This is a genomic window from Nocardia sp. NPDC056541, from assembly GCF_042794235.1.
GTDB lineage: Bacteria > Actinomycetota > Actinomycetes > Mycobacteriales > Mycobacteriaceae > Nocardia.
Map to the genome: position 1 here is coordinate 91,524 of NZ_JBHTUD010000004.1, position 22,137 is coordinate 113,660.

The 22,137-nt window shown below is 66.8% G+C and carries 16 protein-coding genes; 9 read left to right on the top strand and 7 right to left on the bottom strand.

Annotation, left to right across the window (positions count from 1 at the left end; translation table 11 throughout):
* Positions 1-33: 33 nt before the first annotated feature.
* From ACFQ9R_RS08195 to ACFQ9R_RS08210, 4 genes are all read right to left on the bottom strand, one after another.
* Positions 34-447 carry a nuclear transport factor 2 family protein gene (locus ACFQ9R_RS08195; RefSeq protein WP_378989629.1) on the bottom strand — a complete coding sequence of 138 codons (414 nt, stop codon included), beginning with the start codon at positions 445-447 and terminating at the stop codon, positions 34-36.
* Positions 444-1,379, bottom strand: a complete 936-nt coding sequence (locus ACFQ9R_RS08200; RefSeq protein WP_378989631.1) for an NAD-dependent epimerase/dehydratase family protein — start codon at positions 1,377-1,379, stop codon at positions 444-446. Before ACFQ9R_RS08200 ends, ACFQ9R_RS08195 begins: the two co-directional genes overlap by 4 nt.
* Positions 1,380-1,390: 11 nt before the next feature.
* Entirely contained in the window at positions 1,391-4,156 is a 2,766-nt protein-coding gene (locus ACFQ9R_RS08205; RefSeq protein ID WP_378989632.1) for an AMP-binding protein, read from the bottom strand.
* Between the two features lie 69 nt (positions 4,157-4,225).
* Positions 4,226-4,837 carry a malonic semialdehyde reductase gene (locus ACFQ9R_RS08210; RefSeq protein WP_378989633.1) on the bottom strand — a complete coding sequence of 204 codons (612 nt, stop codon included), beginning with the start codon at positions 4,835-4,837 and terminating at the stop codon, positions 4,226-4,228.
* A gap of 122 nt (positions 4,838-4,959) precedes the next feature.
* Between ACFQ9R_RS08210 and ACFQ9R_RS08215 the strand changes: the two genes are divergently transcribed.
* Together ACFQ9R_RS08215 and ACFQ9R_RS08220 are read left to right on the top strand one after the other, a co-directional pair.
* Positions 4,960-5,631 (top strand): TetR/AcrR family transcriptional regulator, encoded by a 672-nt coding sequence (locus tag ACFQ9R_RS08215; RefSeq protein WP_378989634.1) that lies wholly within the window; start codon positions 4,960-4,962, stop codon positions 5,629-5,631.
* Positions 5,632-6,240: 609 nt separating this feature from the next.
* Positions 6,241-7,377 carry an acyl-CoA dehydrogenase family protein gene (locus tag ACFQ9R_RS08220; RefSeq protein ID WP_378989636.1) on the top strand — a complete coding sequence of 379 codons (1,137 nt, stop codon included), beginning with the start codon at positions 6,241-6,243 and terminating at the stop codon, positions 7,375-7,377.
* Between the two features lie 77 nt (positions 7,378-7,454).
* Here ACFQ9R_RS08220 and ACFQ9R_RS08225 read toward each other — a convergent pair whose 3' ends face one another.
* On the bottom strand, positions 7,455-8,411 hold the full coding sequence (locus ACFQ9R_RS08225) for a helix-turn-helix domain-containing protein (RefSeq protein WP_378989637.1): 957 nt from the start codon (positions 8,409-8,411) through the stop codon (positions 7,455-7,457).
* A gap of 638 nt (positions 8,412-9,049) precedes the next feature.
* Here ACFQ9R_RS08225 and ACFQ9R_RS08230 point away from each other — a divergent pair.
* From ACFQ9R_RS08230 to ACFQ9R_RS08250, 5 genes are all read left to right on the top strand, one after another.
* Positions 9,050-9,802, top strand: a complete 753-nt coding sequence (locus ACFQ9R_RS08230; RefSeq protein WP_378989638.1) for a hypothetical protein — start codon at positions 9,050-9,052, stop codon at positions 9,800-9,802.
* A 1,139-nt stretch (positions 9,803-10,941) separates the two neighbouring features.
* Positions 10,942-12,363: a family 2B encapsulin nanocompartment shell protein gene (locus tag ACFQ9R_RS08235; protein WP_378989639.1), complete on the top strand. Its 1,422-nt coding sequence runs from the start codon at positions 10,942-10,944 to the stop codon at positions 12,361-12,363.
* A 4-nt stretch (positions 12,364-12,367) separates the two neighbouring features.
* The gene (locus ACFQ9R_RS08240; RefSeq protein ID WP_378989640.1) at positions 12,368-14,653 is read left to right on the top strand and encodes a germacradienol/geosmin synthase; all 2,286 of its coding nucleotides are present in this window, start codon (positions 12,368-12,370) and stop codon (positions 14,651-14,653) included.
* Entirely contained in the window at positions 14,650-16,041 is a 1,392-nt protein-coding gene (locus ACFQ9R_RS08245; RefSeq protein WP_378989641.1) for a family 2B encapsulin nanocompartment shell protein, read from the top strand. The genes ACFQ9R_RS08240 and ACFQ9R_RS08245 overlap by 4 nt, the downstream gene beginning before the upstream one ends.
* Positions 16,038-17,114: a family 2 encapsulin nanocompartment cargo protein polyprenyl transferase gene (locus tag ACFQ9R_RS08250; RefSeq protein WP_378989642.1), complete on the top strand. Its 1,077-nt coding sequence runs from the start codon at positions 16,038-16,040 to the stop codon at positions 17,112-17,114. The genes ACFQ9R_RS08245 and ACFQ9R_RS08250 overlap by 4 nt, the downstream gene beginning before the upstream one ends.
* 87 nt (positions 17,115-17,201) lie before the next feature.
* On the opposite strand, the gene ACFQ9R_RS08255 is transcribed toward ACFQ9R_RS08250, so the two are convergent.
* Positions 17,202-19,022, bottom strand: a complete 1,821-nt coding sequence (locus ACFQ9R_RS08255; protein WP_378989644.1) for an ABC transporter ATP-binding protein — start codon at positions 19,020-19,022, stop codon at positions 17,202-17,204.
* A gap of 77 nt (positions 19,023-19,099) precedes the next feature.
* On the opposite strand from ACFQ9R_RS08255, the gene ACFQ9R_RS08260 reads away from it, so the two are divergent.
* On the top strand, positions 19,100-19,510 hold the full coding sequence (locus tag ACFQ9R_RS08260) for a MarR family winged helix-turn-helix transcriptional regulator (protein WP_378989646.1): 411 nt from the start codon (positions 19,100-19,102) through the stop codon (positions 19,508-19,510).
* Positions 19,511-19,611: 101 nt separating this feature from the next.
* On the opposite strand, the gene ACFQ9R_RS08265 is transcribed toward ACFQ9R_RS08260, so the two are convergent.
* On the bottom strand, positions 19,612-21,177 hold the full coding sequence (locus ACFQ9R_RS08265) for an FAD-dependent monooxygenase (protein ID WP_378989647.1): 1,566 nt from the start codon (positions 21,175-21,177) through the stop codon (positions 19,612-19,614).
* Between the two features lie 203 nt (positions 21,178-21,380).
* On the opposite strand from ACFQ9R_RS08265, the gene ACFQ9R_RS08270 reads away from it, so the two are divergent.
* A complete protein-coding gene (locus ACFQ9R_RS08270) occupies positions 21,381-22,010 on the top strand; it encodes a TetR/AcrR family transcriptional regulator (protein WP_378989648.1) in 630 nt (209 codons plus the stop codon).
* The last annotated feature ends 127 nt before the right edge of the window (positions 22,011-22,137 follow it).

Sequence of the window (22,137 nt, forward strand, 5' to 3'; positions counted from 1 at the left end):
CCGCGCCGTGGGCAGCCCACGGCGCGGTCGGTGTCAGCTTTCGATGGCGGCGTGGAAGGCCACGGTGTCGAAGATGTCTTCCATCCGGGTGGCTTTGCCGTGGCGCATGGTCCAGGAATGCAGGAACGGCAGGGTGGTGATCGTCCCGCTGCGGGCGGTGACCCGGCGGGTGCCCATGACGATGACGCGGTCGTTCTGTTCGATGAACTCGACCGGATCGAGCGCCATGCCGCCGAGTACCGACGGAACATGGGCGAGGAACTGCTTGATTCCGTCGTGTCCGATCTTGGTTCCGCCGAGGCCGTACTTGTGCATGCCGTCCGGGTGGACCCATTCCACGTCGTCGTGCAGGACGGACAGGATCTTGCCGACATCGCGCGTGGCGAAACCGTCGTAGGACGTGCGGATGGCCTCGATGTTCGGCGTCGTCACCTGTGCGCGGCTCATGACGGCGTCACCTGACGCACGTGCGCCGGGTGGTGCGCGGCGAGTGTGCGACGAATGCCGTCGCGCCAGTCGACCGTGCACGGGCCGGTGAGGGACCGGCGCAGTTCGGGATCGAACTGGTAGGTCTCACGGGTGACCTCGGCGGGGACGAGTTTCGCCTCGATACCGCTGAGCTCTTCGAGGTATCGCACACAGTCGGTGATACCCACCGATTCGTCACCACCCCAGTTGACGAGCCTGGCCGGCACCGACGCCGCGTTCCACAGGTCGGGAACATGGGCGACGAGGTCGTCGGTGTAGAGCAGCGAACACCAGTTCTGCCCCTCCAGCGGAACCGGAATCGGTTCCCCGGCCAGCATCCGCTGGAAATACAGCATCGGCACACCGCCGTATCCGCCGGGACCGTAGGCGATGTTGAGCCGGGCGATCGTGGTCGGCAGTTCGAGCACGTTGGCCATCGCCCGCACGGTGCCTTCGGCGGCGATCTTGCCGACCGGGTAGGTGGGCAGCCAGTCGGCGACGCCGTCGATCGGGTCGGATTCGCGATAGGCGTGGTCGAGGGTCTGCCGTTTGTAGAGCGCGCCGGTCGAGACGAACAGGAACGACTCGGCGGTGCGGCAGTGTGTCATGAGCCGCGCACAGGCGGTGGCGTTGATGCCGAGCGCGTCCTCGAAATCGCTGCCGTCACCGCGATGGACCGCGGAGTGCAGTACGTGGGTGAAATCGGTGGGCAGGTGTTCGTAGCCCGCGGTGGTGGTGTCGTTCATGTCCCACTGACGAGTGATCACACCGACCTCGCGCAGTTCGGCTTCGACACCCGGTGTCCCGAAGCGGCCGAGACACCAGACCTCGTTGTCTGCGGCGAGCGCCTCGGCGACAGGTCTGGCGACCTGCCCGGTCCCGCCGGTGATCAGAATCTTCTTGCCGTGCAACGTGTTTCTCCCTATCGGTCGGCGTCGGCGAGTGCCCGGTCGAGTTCCTTGCGCAGAACGGACTGGAACGCGGTGACGTGCCGTGGCCCCATCAGCGTGTAGTGCTCGCCGGGGACGTCGATGTAGCGGTTGGGTTCAGTGGTGAACTCGTCCCACCGGCTGAGTTCGTTGTCGATCCAGTCTTGTTTGGTGCCGCGCAGGGGAACCGCGCAGAACACGCTCATCGAGCGCACGGCACCACTGGGCGAATACGTGCGGCCCAGGCCGGTGAGACCGTCGGCGAGCTCGGCCCATGCCGTGAACTTCGTCAGGTCCAGATCGAGTTCGGCGATCCGTTCGGGTGGGGCGAGCTCGATCAGGCGTGCGAGCTGCCGGCTCTTGGGCAGTGCGCGCAGCTCGGCGGGCAATTCGGCGGCCTGCCGCTTGCTGATCAGGTCGAGGAACATCGCCAGATTCGCCGCGGTCTCGGTGAAGTCCAGCTCGTCCATCCGGTACTTGATATGCGGTGGCAGGTTGAAGCTGCCGAGGAAATCGACCCGCTCACCCTCGGCCTCGAGTCGCTTGGCGATCTCGAAAGCCACCGCGGCACCGAAGGAGTAACCGGCGAGGGCATACGGTCCGTGCGGTTGCCGTCGGCGGATGGCATCGAGATAGACATCGACCATCTCGTCGAAGGTGTGGAACGGCTCCTCACCGCTGTTGAATCCGCGGGCGCGCAGCGCGTAGAACGGCCGATCGCCGACGAAGTACTTCGCCAGGTTGACGAAGACCAGGACTTCGCCGACGCCGGGGTGGACACAGAACAGCGGCGTTTTGTCGCCACTGGTCTGCAACGCCACGATCGGATCGTATCGGCGCGGTCCGTCGCCGCCGCCGTCGACGATGGCGGCCAGCTCCCGCACCGACGGGGCGGTCAGGATGGCGATGATCGGCAGGGTCGCCACCTCGAAGCGGCGCGCGATCTGCTGCTGCAATCGAAGGATGTCGAGCGAGGTGCCACCCAGATCGAAAAAGCTGGCCGTGACACTGATTTCGGTGACCGGAAGATCGAACAGCTCCGCGTAGACACCGGTCAGGATCGACTCGGTGTTGCCCTCCGGTGCCGAATATCCGCCGAGCTGACGGGTTGTGACAGCCGCGGTGTCGGCGATGACCTGGTCGTAGCCACCCGATTCGAGCCGTTGCCGCATGCGTGGCCGCAAGGTCTTACCCAGACTCGTCTTGGGAAAGTCCGCCTTGTCCAGCGGCAGGATGAATCCGGGCCGGAACCCGCACAGCAACACGACCGTGGAACGCACCGCGGTCAGCAGGCGATGCAGACCGGCTTCGTCGGCCCCGGTCTCGGCGTGGATGGCGATCACGAGCTGTTCGGTGTCGCTGCCGGGGCGCCGCGTCGGGAACGCGGCGACATAGCCGGGGGAGATGCCGTCGAGTTCCTCGATCGCCGTTTCGATCTCGTGGCTGAAATAGTTGACGCCGTTGACGATGATGCTGTCCTTGCTGCGCCCGACGAGCGTGAGCCTGCCGTCGGCCAGCCGCCCGAGATCGCCCGTGCGGAACCAGCCGTCGGCGGTGAAAGCCTCGCGGGTGGCGTCCGCATTGTTGAAGTAGCCGTGAGTGACCATCGGGCCGAGCAGTTGCACCTCGCCGGTCGCACCGTCGGGTAGTGACAGGTCTTCGTCGTCGGCGACCCGCAGCTGCAATCGGGGCACCGGATGCCCGACAGCGGCGAACTCCTGCCCGGTGTCGGCACTGGGGAAATCGCGATTGTAGATGCTGCCCGCGCAGGTCTCGGTCATCCCGAACGCGGGCCACAACGCGGCGTCGTGCAGGCCGCAGGCGGCGAAGGTCTGCAAGAACGTCTGACCCGTCGCGACCACATTGGCTTCGCCACCGCTCACGATGTGGCGCAGGCAGGTCAGATCGAGCAGGTCGCTGTCGCTTTCTGGTTCGAACAACGAATTCAACTGGCCCAGTAGGAAATTCGGTGTGAAGGTCATGGTCACCCGGTGGCGGGAGATGATCCGCAGGAACTGCATCGGGTCGTCGGCGACGATCTCGCTCGGAGCATGGATCTGCTGCGCTCCGGAATACAGCGGAAGCAGATGTGTTTCCAGCAGCGCCGCGACGTGATCGAACGAGATCCAGTTGAAGGTGGTATCGGCCGGGGTGAGGTGCTGCACCGCCGACTTGCCGGCCATGGAGCTGAGCAGGTTGGCATGGGTGAGTGACACCGCTTTGGCGTTTCCGGTGGATCCGGAGGTGAGGACCAGCAGCGCGAGGTCGTCGCTGCTCGCGTGGTGCACAAACGGTGGGTGTTCGCCCGTCCGCAGGAATTCCACCGTCACCGGCGCCAGTCCTGACACGGCGGGCATGGTGTCGCGCATCGCGAGCGATGTCACCACCAGTGGGCCTTCGAGCAGTTCGTCGACATGGCGCAGTGCGCTCGCCCAGCGCGTCGGGTCGGCGGGCTGGGCGACCATGGGACACGGGACGAACCCGCCGAGGAAACAAGCCCACAGCACGGTGACGAAGTCTTCGTGATCATCGAGCAGGAGAACGACTTTCGACTGTGGTCGCAGCCCTTGGTCGCGCAGTGCGCCGGTCAGCCGCAAGGCGTCGTCGAGCAGTTGTGGATGGGAACGATGGACCCGAACCGCGGGTGCGTCGGCGGTGCGTTGCAAATAGGTCGTGCCGCTGGTCGGATGATGGCGCGCGGCGTGCAGGAGAATTTGTGGTACCGACTCGGCGTCGCGTACCGCATGCGGTACAGGCACCGTCGAAAGAATCGATGTAGCAGTCATTTTCACCTAACCACTGATCAGACGTGCGGCGAACCGCGATGTTCAGGCAGTGCCGAAGACCTCGTCGTACTCCAGCCGGGGAAGGCGGCCCATCCAGGCGTCCGGGCCTGGCTTGCCGATGTTGATGACGCACAGCGGTGCGTGCCTGCCGTCGGGGAAGAACTCCCGGGCGATGGCGTCGGCGTCGAATCCGACCATCGGGCCTGCCGCGAGACCCGCGGCCCGGATTCCGATGATCAGGTACGCCAGCTGCAACGCCGCGTTGAACGTGGCCGACTTCTCGCGCACCGCCGGGTCGGCGAAGACGTTCTGCGGGTTCTCCATGAAGGGAACCAGTTTGGGCAGCTCGTCGTGGAAATCGAGGTCGGCCCCGAGCACGACTGCCAGTGGCGCCTGCGCGGTCTTGTCCTTGTTGCGATCTGTCATGGCCTCGACCAGGCGTGACCTCGCCTGGTAGGAGCGCACGAGGACGCCGCGAAGGGGTTGCTGGTTCATGGAGGTCGGCCCGAATTTCACGAGTTCGTAGATGGCGCGGAACTGTTCGTCGGTCACCGGCTCGTCGGTGAAGGTGTTGGCCGTGCGGGCGGTGCGGAACAACAAGTCCTGCGCTTCCGCGTCCAGTGCCAGCTGCTCGGTCGATACCGTCGCCGCCATGAAACCCTCCAGGGTGAGTTGATTAGACTAGTCGGTCCAGTCCAGTAAATAGTAGATAGACTGACTCGTCCACCCGTACTGTTGGTGACGCGGGTCACTCACCATGAAAGGCGCAGACGGACATGTCGACATCGGCCATACGCTCGAGTGGATCCGGTGGCCGCCCACCCGGCGGCGACCCGGGTAAACGTCGAGCAATCCTCGATGCCGCGATCGATACGTTCCTGCGAGACGGCTACGAGCGGGCGACCCTCGACGTGATCGCTGAACGGGCCGGCGTGGCGAAACAAACCGCCTACAACCACTTCGGCGACAAACAGACCCTGTTCCTGGCCGCCGTGGACGACGAACGCAGCCGTGTCGCCGCGAACTTCGGCACAGACATCACCGGCGCGGATCAGGCCGACGATCTCGATGCCACCACCGCTCTCGTCGAGATCGGCCACCTCGTCCTGCGCGTCCTGCTCGACGAGCGCGCCTCCGCGCTGCGCCGCCTGGTCATCAGCGAGGTCGCCCGCATCCCGTCGCTGCGCCCTGCCTGCGCGGACGGCGAACCGAAACAGCTCGTCACGCAGATCGCCGACCTGCTGCGTCGCCGCAGTGAACGAGGTGAGCTCGATGTCGACGATTCGTCGACCGCCGCCCGGCAGTTCGTCTCACTGCTCGTCCAACAGGGTCTGCACGCCTCGATGTACGGCACGATCCCACTGCGTGCCGCCGACGCCGCAACGATCTGCACCGAGGCCGCCCACCTCGTCGTCCGCGCCTACCGCCCGGCCGCGGATCCCGACTGATGGACCGTGACTTTTGTCGAGATCGCGGTCCCGGTTGTGCGGAATGTAGGCAAAGGGCTTGTGTCACTTGCCATTGAGGTGCGCAGGGGATTCGATCCCCGGAGCGATCGGGAATGGGCGCGGCATCGCTGTGCGAGAGGCTACAGCGCCTAGGATGGATCCTGCCCCCGCGACGTGGCGGCGGCGCGTGGGTGCACGGGGAAGGCTCGCCTCGACCGGTCAACCGGTCGAGGCGAGCCGCACCGCCTTGCGAACGCCGAGGGCGTCAGTGATTACTGCGCGATCGCAGATCATAGGGAGGTCGGAGGGAATCCATCCGATCAGAGAGACAGCATGACAGCGACCATCGCCGTTTGCCCGAGCAGCTGAGCTATCGGATCGTCGATTGTTGTGCCCATTTTCCCATGGGACTCCGGTCCACCGACACGTTCTGATCTGACACTGGACAAGAATCCCATCGTCGTGGCACTTCGCGCCGACCGGAGGTGTTGAGGACGGTCGTGGACATGCCTTCGGCGGCTTCTTCCAGCCCGGCGCGCTGCGTATTCTGGTCGGATGATCTCCGCAGGTATAGCGGCGATCGAATTCCTTGTGAGCGGAGGGTAATTCGTGAGCAGCGCGCAGGTCGGGTCGTCGCGAGGGGTGGGCGAACAGGAGATCCTGGATCGGGTGGCCGAACTGGCGGTGGGGTTTGCCGCCGACGCGGCCGGCTATGACGAGCGGGCCGAGATTCCGGTCGCCGAGCTGACCGCACTGCACGATGCCGGGGTTGATCGGGCGGTGTTGCCTCGGCGGCTGGGTGGGCTCGGATCGAGCTATCAGTCGTTCGGGACAGTGGTGCGGATTCTGGCGAAGGCCGATCCGTCCATCGCGACGATCTGGGTGATGCACGCTGGTGCGGGCGTCGCACTGGCCGAGTTGACCGGGGATTCGGCGGGGTCGTTCTTCGCCGAGGAGTTCCTCGCGGGTAAACGGTTCGCCAACGCGTTGTCCGAGCCGGGCAGCGGGAACCGGTTTCTGCAACCACAGCAGGTGGCCGAACCCGTGGTGGGCGGCTGGTCGCTCACCGGCGCGAAACGGTTCGTCTCCGGTAGCGAGATCGCGGACTACCTGCTCGTGAACGCGCTGGTTTCGGGGGCACCGACGTTCTTCGGGGTGGTACCGGACGAGTCCGTATCGATCATCCCGATCTGGGACACCCTCGGTTTGCGCGCGACCCGCAGTCAACTGCTGGCCTTCGACAACACCGTGTTGCGCGCCGAATACCGTGGTCGTGCACCGGGACCGGGTGATTTCGCGGTGATCCCGGCCGGGTTGCCCGCCATCTCCCTCGGCATCGCCGACGCGGCGCTCGCCGCGTTGGTCGCGCACGCCCGGTCGCGGATGATCCTGGGCAATCCGCTGGCCGAGCAACAGTGGGTGCAGCACGAGGTCGCCGACGTACAGGTACGCCTCGCTGCCGCCCACGCCCTCTACGACCAGGGTCTGCGCGAGGCCGACAGCGCGAGCCCCGCCTTCTTCTCCACCCTGTCGCGGGCGAAGTATCTCGCGAACAAGGTGGCAGTGGACGTCGCCCAGTTGGGTGTGCGCGTGGGTGGAGCATCGGGGTATCTGCGTCAGTCGCCCATTCAGCGGCACCTGCGCGACGCCGAAGCGGGGCAGCTCATGGCGTACTCGACCGAGGTGCTGGCCGGTGAGATCGGCCGGGAGGTGCTCGGCGCCGATGTGCCGCCGCCGAGCTCTTGATCACCTCGGTCGAGATCGGTTGTCTTCCAATACTTCAGGTGCCACAGCCGTCGTCGGACGTGGAGCTACCGGAGTCACTATCCGGCCATGGCGTCCTTGCGCCGCGCGGCGCGGTAGGCGGCCGGGGTGACCCCGTACTTGGCGCGGAATGCTCGGGAGAGTTGATCGACCGTGCGGAAACCGCAGCTGTCGGCAATGTCGCGCAGGCCACGGGTGTCATCGCTGAGCGCGCTCGCCGCGGCAGCCAGCCTGCGGGTGCGGATGAGCCGCCCCACGGACAGGCCCTGGAGTTCGAACGCCCGGAACAGGGTCCGCCTGCTCACGTGCAGCCGGACCGCGACCGCATCGGGATTCACTGCCGGGTCCGCGAAATTCCGGTCGATGAAGTCGGCCGCGCGGCGACGCAGCACATCCTCGGTTGTCAGCTCCCTCGTCGCATCCGTGAGATCGCGTTCGAGCAGCGCGACTATCGCCGCCCGGAACAAGATCTCGTCGATGCGAGCCACAATTCGCAGATGGTCGGGACTTGTTGCACCACAGGCGATATCACGGCCGAACATCAAGGCCGACACCGCCGCGCGCGACAGCGGCCAGGACCAGCCGCCTGCCGCGGCCGCGTCCAGTCCCCACGCGGTCAGCGAATCGACCGGTAGGTAGAGGTACAGCACATCGGTGGCCGGAGCCTCGCAGCGCGCGAGGGTCGACCGGAACGGGCTGTCGAGGCACACCGCGAAAGCCTCACCGGCCACCGCGGTCGATCGGTGGCCTCGTTGCTCGAGCGTGGCCCGCCCGGCCAGCACCAAACCCAGTTGCAGGTATTGGCTGTAGTGGTCGTCGCCGACGCCGGCGCCGCGCTCGGCGGTGATGTCCGAGGATCGCAGCCGGGCGACCAGCACCGACCCGGTGCTCGAGGTCCACAGCGTGGCAGCGAAATCCTCCCGGGCGCGCAGGCGGCAGCCGAACGCCACCCGCTGCAAATCGGGCGTCCCGCGGAGGGCCACACCCTGGTCGGCGGCGGGGCCCGGTCGCTCCAAGGGGCACACAGTTGCCGGTCGAATCAATTCGCTCGCCGATTGCCCCAATTCGAACAAAACGGACTTCTCTGGCACTGTGACCCTCGGAAAGGCCTCCGTTCGGTCGGAGTGCTGCTCGCCGCGCTCGGTTCGCCCTCCGGTCTCGATCCTGTCCGCGTCCGCCTCGCTGTGCATATTCCACCTCCGCGCTGGGGGTGCGCGGTCGCCGGAAACGGGTAGGACGCGGATCCGTCGCCGGTTGCCTGCACCTGTCGACAATGGGAGTTGCTCTCGAAAAACCAAGGATAACAGCGTAATTCGCTGACATAGTACGGTCTATCGGATCTCGGTGTCACCTCGTGGACGACACTCGCATTCCGTGCCAGGTTCGCCGGGATGTCGTGCCAGGACGGGTTGCGCGGGCCGTGCTCTCGACTGCCTCGAAGGCGGTTCCCGCCTGCCGATTTCGGTCATCCGGTAGCCATCGGGGGCGCTCGTCGATGGTTTGCCTGGTTATTGCGGCACTCCTGCCTGCGGCCTAACCTCGACACCGTTGGCTCCCTTGCTATTCCGCGTTCAACGGTCGCAGGATTCCTCATCGTGTCCTCCCTGCTCGCGCGCATTCCTCGCTCACCTCGACGACAAAGGACTACTGAGACATGCTGTGGGAAGCACTGCTGTGGGTGATCGTCGCCGCAGGACTGGCCGGAACCGCCGCCTACCTGCTGCGCAGGCGCGGCAAGGGGCGCGACGGAGAGGCCACCAACGAGTCGGTGGGGCAGGTGTTCACGCTCGTCGGCGGACTGCAGGTGGTGCTCGCGTCGTTCCTGCTCATCGGCGTGCTCGACACCAACGCCGGTGCGGCGAAGGCGGCATCGGACGAGGCAGACCGGCTGCTCGCCTTGCAGTGGGCGGGCGACGCGTTGTCCGAGCCGGCCCGCAGCACCGTCACCAGGGCTGTTCACTCCTATACCGGCCAGGTGATCGAGGTCGAATGGCCCGCCATGAGCTCCGGTGGGAGTGTCGATGACAGGGCGTGGAACCAGTTGTCGGCGGTGCGTACCAGCATTGCGGCCAGTCCCGCCACCGACGAATGGCAACGTTCGCGTCAGATCGCGGCAGCCGATCGGCTGTGGGAGGTCTACGAGGCAAGGCAAGCCAGGATCGAGGCCGCGGGCAGCGCGCTGTCGCCGATGATGTGGCTGGCGCTGGCGCTCGGCGCGATTCTGTCGGTGGGTTTGTCACTGCTGTTCTCGGGCACCAGCGCGCGCATTCACATCGTGGTGGTGGCCAGCTTCGCGGCGGTGGTGACGTTCATGATCTTCACCATCTTCGAGCTACAGAACCCCTATGGCAGAGCGGCGGCTGTCGCACCGACGGCCTTCGATGCCGTGCTGGTGCAACTGAGGTGAAAAAGACTGTGCGGAGAGGGATCTGGGCTGCCGCACTGGCGGGGGTGGGCCTGTTCGCGCCCGGATCGGTCGGTGCGGTTCCAGGTCCGGTATCACCGTCGATCGAGCCACCGAGCGTCGTCGTACCGCGAAACATGCCGCGAATCGGGACGTTGATCACCGCCCCACCGGAACCCGCGGAGACGCTACGCGTACCGCCGCCTCTCGCGACGACCGGCCAGCTTCCTCGGTCGGTGCCGTGGTACGAGGAACCGGAGGTCACCCGGCGGCCGTTCGTGGAACCCAGGCTCCCCGGTCAGGGCGACCGGCCCGATCTACCGGAGACGACCACGCCGAGAAGGCCGTTCGAGAAGCCGGCCGTTCCTTCGTTCGAGCGGCCGACTGTTCAGGTGCCGGTACCGCCTCGCGGTGGTCTGGAATTGCCCGCTCCGGCCCGCCCGTTCGATGGACGGGAAGCGCCGGTTCCGCAGGCCCCGCGTCCGCTCCCGTTGCCTGCTCCGGCACCTCCGCCGTTCCCGTTACCTGCTCCCGCGCCGCCGAAGCCGCTGCCTGTACCACCGCCACCTCCCTCGGTCCCGGCCCCGCAGCCGACTGTGCCGCCTATCCCTGAACCGTCACCTCCACCGGAACCTCCTCCGCCACCGCCGAGCGTGTCGGTCAGCCCCCCGCCGGCCCCGATTCCGTCACCCGTGGAACCGCCGCCGAGTCCACCCGTCCCGGTCCCCACGCCGGTGAGGTTTGTCTCGCCGCCGGAGAAGGAGCCGGAGGCGGTGGTTGCCCAGCCGGTGGCGGTCGAACAGCGACGCTGGGCGCTCACCGCCCTGCTGCTGGTCATCGGAAGCGCGGGTGCGGGGAGGGCGGCGATGAGGCGCTCATGAGTCACTGAAGTAGACATGCAGCGTCCTCGTGGCAATGCCACGAGGGCTGATCCAACCTGGCTACGGGTACGCGCGAGAATCGTGAAGGAGCTACGAAAGCACTTCTCGCACAACAGATTTCGAGCCATTTTGCTCCGTAGATCGCGCACGATCCGCTACAGTCGCTTCTGCCACAATCGATAGCCGGTGGATAACTGATTCGTTCACTCCCCGTGGTGTGTCATCTCGTTTCTCCCATGTCTCTCGAAGCAGGAAGAACTCATGACTGAACTGGCTGAACCATTCTCTGGAACCATCGCCGCCGCCCAGCTGAGCCTCAGCACCGTCGCCGCGCGCAACCTCGCAACCACCACCAAATCCGTGCCGCAGATGCAAGGCATCACCTCGCGGTGGCTGCTGAAACTGCTGCCCTGGGTGCAGGCCGACGGTGGTGTGTACCGCGTCAACCGCCGCCTCACCTACACCGTCGGCGACGGTTTGATCACCTGCTACGACACCGCGGGCCAGGCGCGGGTCCTCGCACCCGACCTGCGTGAACTGCGCTATCTGCGTGACTACACCGACGATGCCGCCCTGCAGACGGTGGCGGACTCCTTTGTCGAACGCCAGTACGCGCCCGGCGACATCATCGCCGAAGCAGGCCGACCGGCCGAAGAGCTGGTGGTCCTCGCCCACGGCAAGGCCGACAAGCTCGGCACCGGTGCCTACGGGGAGTCGACCGTCCTCGAGATCATGACCGACGGCCGGTTCATCGGTGAACGAATCCTCGGCGCCGACGCGCAGCCGTGGGACTTCACCGTCAAAGCGGTGACCGCGTGTACCTGCCTGGTCCTCACCGACCGTGCGCTGGCCGAGGTCAGCGCACGGATCGAAGGATTGCGCGAACACGTGCGGGCGGCCCAGCTCGACGGCGCCGTCACCGACGAGCGGGCCAACCCCTACGGCGAGAGTTCGATCGAGCTCGCCTCCGGTCACGAGGGCGAACCGCAGTTGCAGGGCACCTTCGTCGATTACGACCTGTCCCCGCGTGAATACGAGTTGAGCATCGCCCAGACCGTGCTGCGGGTCCACAGCCGCGTCGCTGACCTCTACAACAAGCCGATGGACCAGATCGAACAGCAGCTGCGGCTGACCATCGAAGCCCTGCGCGAGCGGCAGGAAGACGAGATGGTCAACAACCGAGACTTCGGATTGCTGCACAATGCCGCACCGCAGCAGCGGATCAGTACTCGCACCGGGGCTCCGACACCGGACGACATGGACGAATTGCTCGCCCTGGTCTGGAAGGAGCCCGCGTTCTTCCTGGCCAATCCGAAGGCCATCGCCGCCTTCGGCGCCGAATGCAACCGCCGCGGCATCTATCCGACGAGCACTGAGCTGAACGGACATCGGGTGCCCTCGTGGCGCGGGGTACCGATCCTGCCGTGCAACAAGATCGGCACCTCGGCCGGCCGTACCACCTCGATCATGCTGATGCGCACCGGTGAATCGTCACAGGGCGTGATCGGCTTGCGCCAGACCGGAATTCCCGACGAGTACGAGCCCGGACTGAACGTGCGCTTCATGGGCATCGACGACAAAGCGATCATCTCCTACCTGGTCAGCACCTACTACTCGGGTGCGGTGCTGGTGCCCGATGCCCTCGCGATCCTCGAGAACGTGCAGCTCGGCGCCGAGGGCTGACATCGTGCAGCCCTTCGAGCTGCCCGAGTTCTACGTCGCTCATCCCGCGCGGCTGAACGCGCACGTGGAACAAGCACGGGCACATACCAAACAGTGGGCCTACGAGATGGGAATGCTCGGCGACACCGTCGGTGGCGATGTGGTGTGGGACGAGCCGAGTTTCGACGGCATGGACTACGCCGGTCTGTGCGCCTACACGCATCCAGAAGCCGGCGCACCGGTGCTCGACACCGTCACCGACTGGTACACCTGGGTCTTCTATTTCGACGACCACTTCCTCGACGCGTTCAAACGCACCGGTGACATGGACGGTGCACGGCGGTATCTCGACCGTCTGGCCACGTTCATGCCGCCCGACGGTGCCGCGATGCCCGAGCCGACCAACCCCGACGAACGCGGTCTCGCCGACCTCTGGACCCGGACGGTGTCGTCGATGTCGGAATGCTGGCGCGAACGGTTCCGCGAAAGCACCCGGAACCTGCTGCTCGACTGTGTCTGGGAGATCGGCAATATCAATACCGCCCGGATTCCCAACCCCATCGACTACATCGAGATGCGTCGCAGGGTCGGCGGCGCACCGTGGTCGGCCGATCTGGTGGAGTACGCCCGCGGCGTCGAAATTCCCGAAGCCATCGTCGGCACCCGGCCGATGCGCGTGCTCAAGGACACGTTCTCCGATGCCGTGCACTTACGCAACGACATCTTCTCGTATCAGCGCGAGACCGAGGAAGAAGGCGAGGTGAACAACGGAGTCCTGGTGGTAGAGCGGTTCTTCGACTGTTCGCCACAGCAGGCCGCCGACATCGTCAACGACCAGCTCACCTCGCGGATCCACCAGTTCGAGAACACCGTGCTCACCGAGCTGCCGCTGCTGTTCGACGAGCACGGGCTGGACGCGGTGCAGTGCGCGGCTGCGCTGTCGTACGCGCACGGTCTGCAGGACTGGCAGTCCGGTGGCCACGAATGGCACCTGCGGTCCAATCGGTACATGAACGGCTCCGCGGCGACGGGACCGATGTCGTTCGGTCCCGCGGGAATCGGCACCGAACTGGCCAGACCCGGGTTCTGGAAAGGTCTCGCCGGGCCGGGCGGCGCGCGCAGCCACACCCGGACTCCGTTGCGCCGCACCGGGCAATTGCCGCTGCCGGACTTCGACGTGCCGTTCGAGTTGAGTCTGTCACCGCACCTGCCCGTGGCACGCTCGGCCAGTATCGACTGGGCGCAACAGGTCGGATTCCACGATCCGCTGCCAGAGCTCGGTGGGCGGCAGCTGTGGACTCGCGAGGATACGGCCGGATTCGATTTCGCGCTGTGCTCAGCTGGTTTGGACCCCGACGCCGATGTCGACGTGCTCACGCTGTCGGCCGAATGGCTCACCTGGGGGACCTGGGGCGACGACTATTTTCCTACTGTCTTCCCTCCCACCCAGGGCTCCGCCGCGATGGCCGGCGCGAAAGCCTGCAATGCCAGACTGTCGACGTTCATGCCGCTGGACCTGAAACCTGTTGATACACCGGTCAACCCGCTGGAACGGTCGTTGGTGGACCTGTGGTCGCGCACGGCGGGGCCGATGTCGCCGACGGCTCGGCGCACCTTCCGGCAAGCGGTGGAATCCATGACCGAAAGCTGGTTGTGGGAGCTGGCCAACCACATCCAGCATCGCGTCCCCGATCCCGTCGACTACCTGGAGATGCGCCGCCGCACCTTCGGCTCGGATCTGACGATCGCCCTGTCGAAGATCGCCCGCGGCGGTCTGATCCCCGATGCGGTGTTCGAATCCACCACCATGCGCGGCATCGAACACGCCGCACAGGACTACGGCTGTTTGATCAACGACTTCTACTCCTACCAAAAGGAAATCGAATACGAATCCGAACTGCACAACGCGATTCTGGTGGTCGAGTCGTTCTTCGATTGCGACCGCGACGTCGCCGCCACCGTCGTCGATGACCTGATGCGGGCCAGAATGCGGCAGTTCCAGCGACTCGTCGACGACGAATTGCCCGTCCTGTTCGAACACCACCGGCTCGACGACACCGCTCGCGCGGCGCTGACCAGCTACATCGACGAACTGCGTGATTGGATCGCGGGCATCCTGCACTGGCATCGCGGCACCAGCCGCTACCGCCCCGAGAACTTGCGCCGCCCGGTCGGCCAGCAACCGCGAACCGCCGCCCGCCCGGTCCACACGTGGGGACCCTCGGGCATCGGCACCGCCGCCGCCCGGGTTCGACCCCGAGTCGGATCCGTCGCCACCCATGCCACCTCGCCGGGAAGGACCTCCTTGTGACCAGCACCGCCCAGAACCCACCGACAGCGCTCGGTGTCGCCGCCGCCCGCACACTGTCGACCACCACCAAATCTGTTCCGCAGATGCAGGGGATCACGTCCCGCTGGCTCCTGCGCATGCTGCCCTGGGTCGAGGTCGACGGCGGAACCTACCGGGTCAACCGGCGCCTGACCTACACCGTCGGGGACGGCTACGTCACCTGCACGCTGGCCAACGGCCGGTACCAGGTGGTCCCCGCCGAACTGCGCGAATTGCGAGCGCTGCGCGATTTCGACGACGACGACACATTGCGCGAGATCGCCCACCTGTTCACCCAGCAGGAGTTCGCGGCGGGGGAGACGATCTGCGAGTTCGGCAACGAAATCGACGCGGCCTATGTGCTCGCCCACGGCCGGGTCGTGCTCTCCGGCCCCGGCGACTACGGTCAGCAGGTACAGCTGGACGTGCTCGACGACGGCAGCCATCTCGGTGCCTCCACACTCCTTGGCGGGCAGGCTATTTGGGAGCACACGGCGACCGCGAACACCGCCTGCACGGTTCTGGCGTTGCCGCGCGCCGTGTTCGACGCCCTGTGTGCCCGTGAACCGCGCCTCGCCGCCCATGTCGCCGGCCTCGGCGCCGCGGTCGCCGCCGAACGAAGCGGTGCCGACAAATACGGTCAGGCGGCGATCGGACTGCTGTCGGGCCAGCAGGGTGAGCCGACGCTGCCCGGGACCTACGTCGACTACGACCAGCAACCACGCGAACTCGAGCTCAGCATCGCGCAACTGCTGCTGCGCGTGCACACCCGGGTCACCGACCTCTACAACAAGCCGATGAACCAGCTCGACCAGCAGCTGCGCCTGTCGATCGCGGCGTTGCGGGAACGCCAGGAACGCGACCTGCTGACCCACCACGACTACGGTCTGCTGCACAACGTCGACCCGAGTCAGCGGTTGTGTTCGGCCACCGGCCGCCCGACACCCGAGGACCTCGATCGCTTGCTGGCCCGCCGTCGCAAGACCGCGTTCTTCCTCGCCCACCCCCGCGTCATCGCCCAGTTCGGCCACGAATGTACAGCCCAGGGCGTCTATCCCGATCACACCGAAATCGAGGGAAGACGGGTGCACGCGTGGCGCAATGTGCCGCTGCTGCCCTCGGACAAGATCCCGATCTCACCGAGCGGAACCAGCACGATCTTGGCGATGCGGACCGGTGAATCGGATGACGGGGTGATCGGCCTGCGCCAGACCGGTCTGCCCGACGAAGTCGAGCCGGGCGTCAACGTCCGCTTCACCGGCATCGACGACCGCGCCATCGCCTCCTACCTCATCAGCGCCAATCATGCTGCGGCAGTGCTCGTTCCGGACGCACTCGGCGCGCTGACCGAAGTGCAGGTGAATCGATGAGCACCCCGGATGTCGCGACCACACCGATCCCGGTGCCCACACCCGCTGTTGCGCACAGCTCGCGCACGGCCGCCGACGTCCTCGATCAATGTCGGGAGACCTGCGCGGCCACCCTGCATGCCACCGTGCAGATGATGCCTGCCACGGTCCGCACGATCGTTGGCTACCACTTCGGCTGGTGGGACAAGACCGGGCGACCGGAACGTCACGACGGCGGCAAGGCCATTCGCCCCGCCCTGGTTCTCTCGGCCGCGCGGTTGACCGGCGGCGACGTGGGAGATGCCGTGCGCGCGGCCGTCGCGGTCGAACTGGTGCACAACTTCTCGTTGCTGCACGACGACGTGATGGACCGAGACACCACCCGACGGCACCGGCCGACGGCGTGGACCGCGTTCGGGATCGGGCCTGCCATCCTCGCCGGCGACGCGCTGGTGGCCCAGGCGTATTCCCTGCTCGCCGCGGAGCCGGACACACCGATCGTCGAAGCGACGAATCTGATGAGCCGCTCGGTGCTGCACCTCGTCGAGGGGCAGTGCGCGGACCTTGGATTCGAGCGGCGCACCGATGTCGAGCTCGAGGAGTGCTTCACCATGGTCGACCAGAAGACCGGGGCGCTGTTCGGGTGTTCGGCCGCACTCGGGGGCCTGTTCGCAAACGCGGACTCCGGTGAGCTGTTGCGGCTGCAAGACTTCGGCAGGCGCTTGGGCCGTGCCTTCCAGCACACCGACGACCTGCTCGGCATCTGGGGCGACCCCAGCGTCACCGGCAAATCGGTGTTCTCCGACCTGCGCAGCCGCAAGAAGTCGTTGCCGGTGGTGTTCGCACTGCGCTCGAACACCCCGGAAGCGGGCGCCCTCGCCGACCTCTATCTCCGTGAGAAGCCGCTCGACGACGCCGAATTGGTCCGTGCCGCCGAGCTGGTCGAAGCCGCAGGCGGGCGGGAATGGAGTCGGCTGCAGGCCAGGCAACTGTACGAGGAAGCCATGTCGACGATCAGCGAGGTCGGGGCGAACGCCGAAGCTCTGGCCGACCTGGACCTGCTCGCGGCGCTGGCCGCGAACCGAGACTGCTGAGCCGAGTGCTTCTCATGTCACCGCCCGATCGCGGCCACGGTCCCGATCGGGCGGAGGCTGATTCGAGATTCCACGGCACAGCACCGATCAGGCCGCCACGACGTCGGCGGCGCCGTTGAGCCGGGCATAGCGTCCTCCGTCGTCGACCAGGGACCGATGGTTTCCACGCTCGGCGACCCGGCCATGGTGCAGGACCGCGATCTGGTCGGCATCGCGGATGGTGCTCAGCCGGTGCGCGATCGTGATGACCGTGCGGCCCTGGGCGACCACGTCGATGGCTGCCTGCACCGCACGCTCGGTCTCGTTGTCGAGGGCGCTCGTCGCCTCGTCGAGTACCAGCACACGCGGGTCGCGCAACAGGGTGCGCGCCAGCGCGATCCGCTGCTTCTCACCGCCGGAGAACCGATGACCGCGCGACCCGACCACAGTGTCGTAGCCCTGGGGCAGTGAGGCGATCAGCTCGTGGATCTGGGCGGCACGGGCCGCGCGCTCGATCTCCGCATCGGTCGCACCGGGCTTGGCATAGCGAAGGTTCTCACGAATGGTCGTGTGCAGCAGGTACGACTCCTGCGACACCACGCCGACGATGCGAGCGAGGGTGCCGAGCTCCAGGTCACGGACGTCGACGCCGTCGATGGTCACCCGGCCACCGGTCGCGTCGTGCAGTCGCGCGACGAGCGAGGCGAGGGTGGTCTTGCCGGAACCGGTCTCGCCGACCAGAGCGAGCGTCGACCCGGGAGGTACGACGAGCGAGACGTCATCGAGCACATCGGGGCCCGCGGCGTCGTAGCGGAAGCTGACATGCTCGAACCGGACTTCGCCCACGACATCGCGTGGGTCGAGGTCGACCGGCTGGGTGGGTTCATCGATCTCGACCGGAAGGTCCAGGTAGCCGAAGATCCGGCTGAACAAGGCCATCGAGCTGGTGACTTCGACACCCACATTGAGCAGAGCCATCAGCGGCCTGAACAACCCTGCCTGCAACGTGGTGAAGGCGACCAGGGTGCCGATCGTCATGCCGCTGCTGGTCGCCGGAAGACCGGCGGCGAGGTAGAGCAGCGCCGGGATGGCCGCGAAGAGGATGCTCATAGTGGCCATCCGCCAGCGGCCCGCGAGCTGTGAGCGCACTTCGAGGCCGACCAGGTCATGCGAGGTCTGCTCGAACTGCGCGGACGCGAGAGGACCGGTGCCGAGGGTCTTGCCCAGCTGGACGCCGCTCACCGAGAGTCCTTCCTCGACCTGGCCGTGTAGATCGGCGAGGTGACGTTGGCGCTGGGCGGTGATGTCGCGTCGCAGCAGCGCTACGCGCCGGGTCAGCCAGATTGCCGGCGGCAGCACCACCAGCGACAGCAGCGACAACCGCCACGACAGCACGGCCATCGCGACGGCGGTGCCGACCACGGTGGTGACATTGCTCGCGATGGCGGTCGCGGTGCTGGTGACCACGGATTGCATGCCGCCGACATCGTTGATCAGGCGCGACTGGACCTCACCGCTACGGGTGCGGGTGAAGAACGCCAGCGACTGCCGCTGTAGGTGGCGGAACACGTCGGCACGCAGGACATGCATCACCTGCTGCCCGACCGTGGTGGAGATGAGTGTCTGGCCTACGCCGAGCACGGCGGTGAGCACGGTGACGGCGAGCATGCCGCCCACGGCCCAGAGCAGGAGTGGGACGTTCTGCTGGGGGAGCGCGTCATCGATCACCAGTCGCAGCAGGAACGGCGAGGCGAGGCCGATCGTCGAACCCGCCACGATCAGGACGGTCAGCAGGGTGAGCTGAAGCCGGTACGGCGCGAAGAGCGCGGCGATCCGGCGCAGGGACACGGGGGACTCGCGCAGTTGTGCGCGATCGGCCGGGTCGGGTCGGCGGGCGCGGCCGCCGCCGGCGGAGACTTTCACTTCCATCTGCAACCCCCTTGGGTTGTGTTTATGCTGAGGTTACCTCACTATCTGGTAGGGGAAACAAAGCGAGAGGCGGGTTTATGCCCGACAACGAGAGCGATCTCCTGATGCAGGTCGCCAGGACGCTCCGTCGGCGCTGGTCGGCGGCGTACGCGCCGATGGGTCTGACGCCACACCAGGCCCGCGCGCTCCGCGTGGCCGGCGAGCACGACGGTCTCCGGCTGTCGGCCATCGCGGACGCGTTGCGGATCAGCGCCCGGTCGGCCACGGAAGTGGTGGACGCGCTCGAGGAAGCTGATCTGGTCACGCGACGGCCCGACCCGACCGACCGCCGCGCGATTCTCGTGGCGGTGACCGCGCTGGGCAAGCGGACTCTCGCAACCTTGACCGCCGCCCGGACGAAGGACGCCGACGATTTCTTCGGACGACTCACCGACGATGAGCGCGCTTCGCTGCGCGACATTCTCGGCAAGCTCGTCGCCGGGGGGTGAGGAGCAGATCCACCCGATCCGGCGCTGAGCGCGGAACGTCGAGCGGTGTTGACCTACCGGTGATTTCATGTCGTCGTGACGGATGAGGGACTATCGACCCGTCAACGGTCAGATGCCGGCGGGTTCGTGGGGCGGAAACAGCGCTGCAGTGCCGTGCGGAGCGCCTGTCGGTCCGCGCTGTCCGGGCACGGGGATGCGGTTGCCCATGCGACATAGCAGTCCGGGCGCAGGAGCAGGGCGGTGGGCAATCCGGGTTGGGGGCGTGCGGTGACGATGTCGAGTTGGTCGTGCCACTCGGGCAGCGTTTCCGCCAACCCCGTGTTCCCGGTCAGGTCGAGCAGCAGTGGCCGTGCAGTCCTGGTCAGCTCGGCCAGCCGGACGGTCCCGTTCGGGGTGGTCAATTCCATGTCCGGCGCGAACCGGCCGATGAGCGGGTGGGTATCGGGTCCGCCCGTGTCGTAGCGAATGTCGGCGCCCGCGGTGAGGGCGGCGAGACGCTGCACGGTGTCCTGGTCGCGTAGTAGTTCGGTGAACAGTTCGCGCAGGGCGGTGACGTCGCTGCCCGGGGCGATCAGCGCGGATTGTGCTTGGGCGTAGGTGACCATGCGGGAGGCGGCTTGCCAACGTTCGGCCTCGTAGCTGTCGAGTAGGTCGGTCGGGGCGTTGCCGCGGATGTCGGCGGCGAGTTTCCAGCCGAGGTTGGCCGCGTCCTGCAGGCCGAGATTGAGCCCAGGGCCGCCTCCTGCAGTGTAGATGTGGGCGGCGTCGCCGATCAGGAACACGCGGCGGTCTCGGAATCGGTCGGCGATTCGGGTGTTGCCACCGCTGAGCCGGCGCAGCACGTGCGGTTCCTGGCCGGAGGGCGCACCGAGTGGGATGTCGGCGGCGAGCACACGGTCGACGCTGGCCCGAAGCTCGTCGAGGCTCATGGGAGCGTCGGTCTCGGGCTGGTCCCACTCGATGGTGCTGATGAGCGGCGAATGACCGGGGAACGGCGCGTAGGAGAACCCCCCGTGCTCGGTGCGCAGTGGCAGGAATGGTTGGACGGACCCGTAGCCGGGCACAGTCAGGACGCCGGTTGTGGGGTCCACCCAGTCGGCCGGGACGGTGGCGTGCGCCGCCCGGCTGGTCGCGCGGTCGTAGGTGACACCGGGGAATCCGATGCCGGACAGCGTGCGGGTGACGCTGTGCGCCCCGTCCGCGCCGACGAGATAGCGGGCCCGCAGGCGGTAGGTTCCGTCCGGGCCCGCGACGTCTACGGTGACCATGTCGTCGTCTTGTGCCAGGCCGACGACCTCGTGTCCGCGCCGGATCGCCGCGCCGAGTTCGACAGCACGCTGTTCCAGGACCTGTGCGATGTGGTGCTGCGGCGCCGCCAGCCCGAAGACCGGGCTGTCGTCGAGCAGGCTCAGGTCCAGGGCCATCGCGGCGAACATGAAGTAGGTGGAGTTCGGTTGCGGCGGCGCCGGGCTGCCGCTGAGCCGCTCGTACAAACCCCGCCTGTCGACCAGTTGCACGACCTGGCCGAGCAGCCCGTTGGCTTTCGGTTCCTCGCTCGGTTCGGGTAGGCGCTCCAGCACGATCGGCCGGATCCCGGCCAGGCTCAGCTCGCAGGCCAGCATCAGCCCGTTCGGGCCGGCTCCGCTGATCACAACGTCGACGGTCATCGGTGATTTCTCCTTCATCGGGATGGAAAGACGCGCAGCTCGCGCTCGACTTCGTCCAGGTCGACGCGCGCACGGGAGATCGTGCCGCCCCTGCCTCTCATCGACCTGGTTCCTGTCGGTCGGGGATGAGGAGGCCAGACTAGAGGACAAAAGTGCGTGCACGCAATTTTGCGTGTGCGCAAAGTCGATGGAATACTGAAGCGGTGACGACACGACGGGCAGGGTTGCGCGAGCAGAAGAAGCGGGCCACCCGGGAGGCGCTGTGCGAGGCGGCACTTCGGCTGGCGCTCGAGCGCGGGCCGGACAACGTGCGCGTGGACGACATCGCCGAGGCCGCCGGCGTCTCACCCAGGACCTACAACAACTACTTCTCCAGTCGAGAACAGGCGATCGTCGCTGCCATCACCACGGAACGGGAAACACGGGTCGCGGCGGCAGTGGCAGCTCGGCCCGCCGCCCGGCTCGCCGACGCCGTCATCGACGCGATCGTGGATCAGTACACCGCTCAGGACGAATCGGGTCGTGACGCGCTGCTCCTGATCGCCGGCCATCCCGCGCTGCGTGACGCCTTCGTCCATACCTCCACCGCGATGGAACATCCTCTCGCCGACGCGATCGCGGCCCGCCTCGGCGACATCGACCCGCACACCGCCCGCGTGCTCGCGGCCAGCGTGACCGCCGCGGTTCGCGTCACCCTCGAACGATGGCTCCAACCGGCCCCCGTGAGCAGTGGACTCGTCGTGCCATCCGGCGCGTTACCGGAGCTGCTCCGCGCCGGACTCGCACCACTCGCCCCCGCACTCGATGCCGCCGAGAAACGACCACACCGCTGACATTCGTGCACCGCGAAACCCGTGCCCGCGGCCTGATCTGCGCCGATACCGGACTGCTGCGATGGCGGGCCGGCAACATCCGGCACCGACCCATCCCGGATCTCCACCCGCACTACCCGGTCATGGT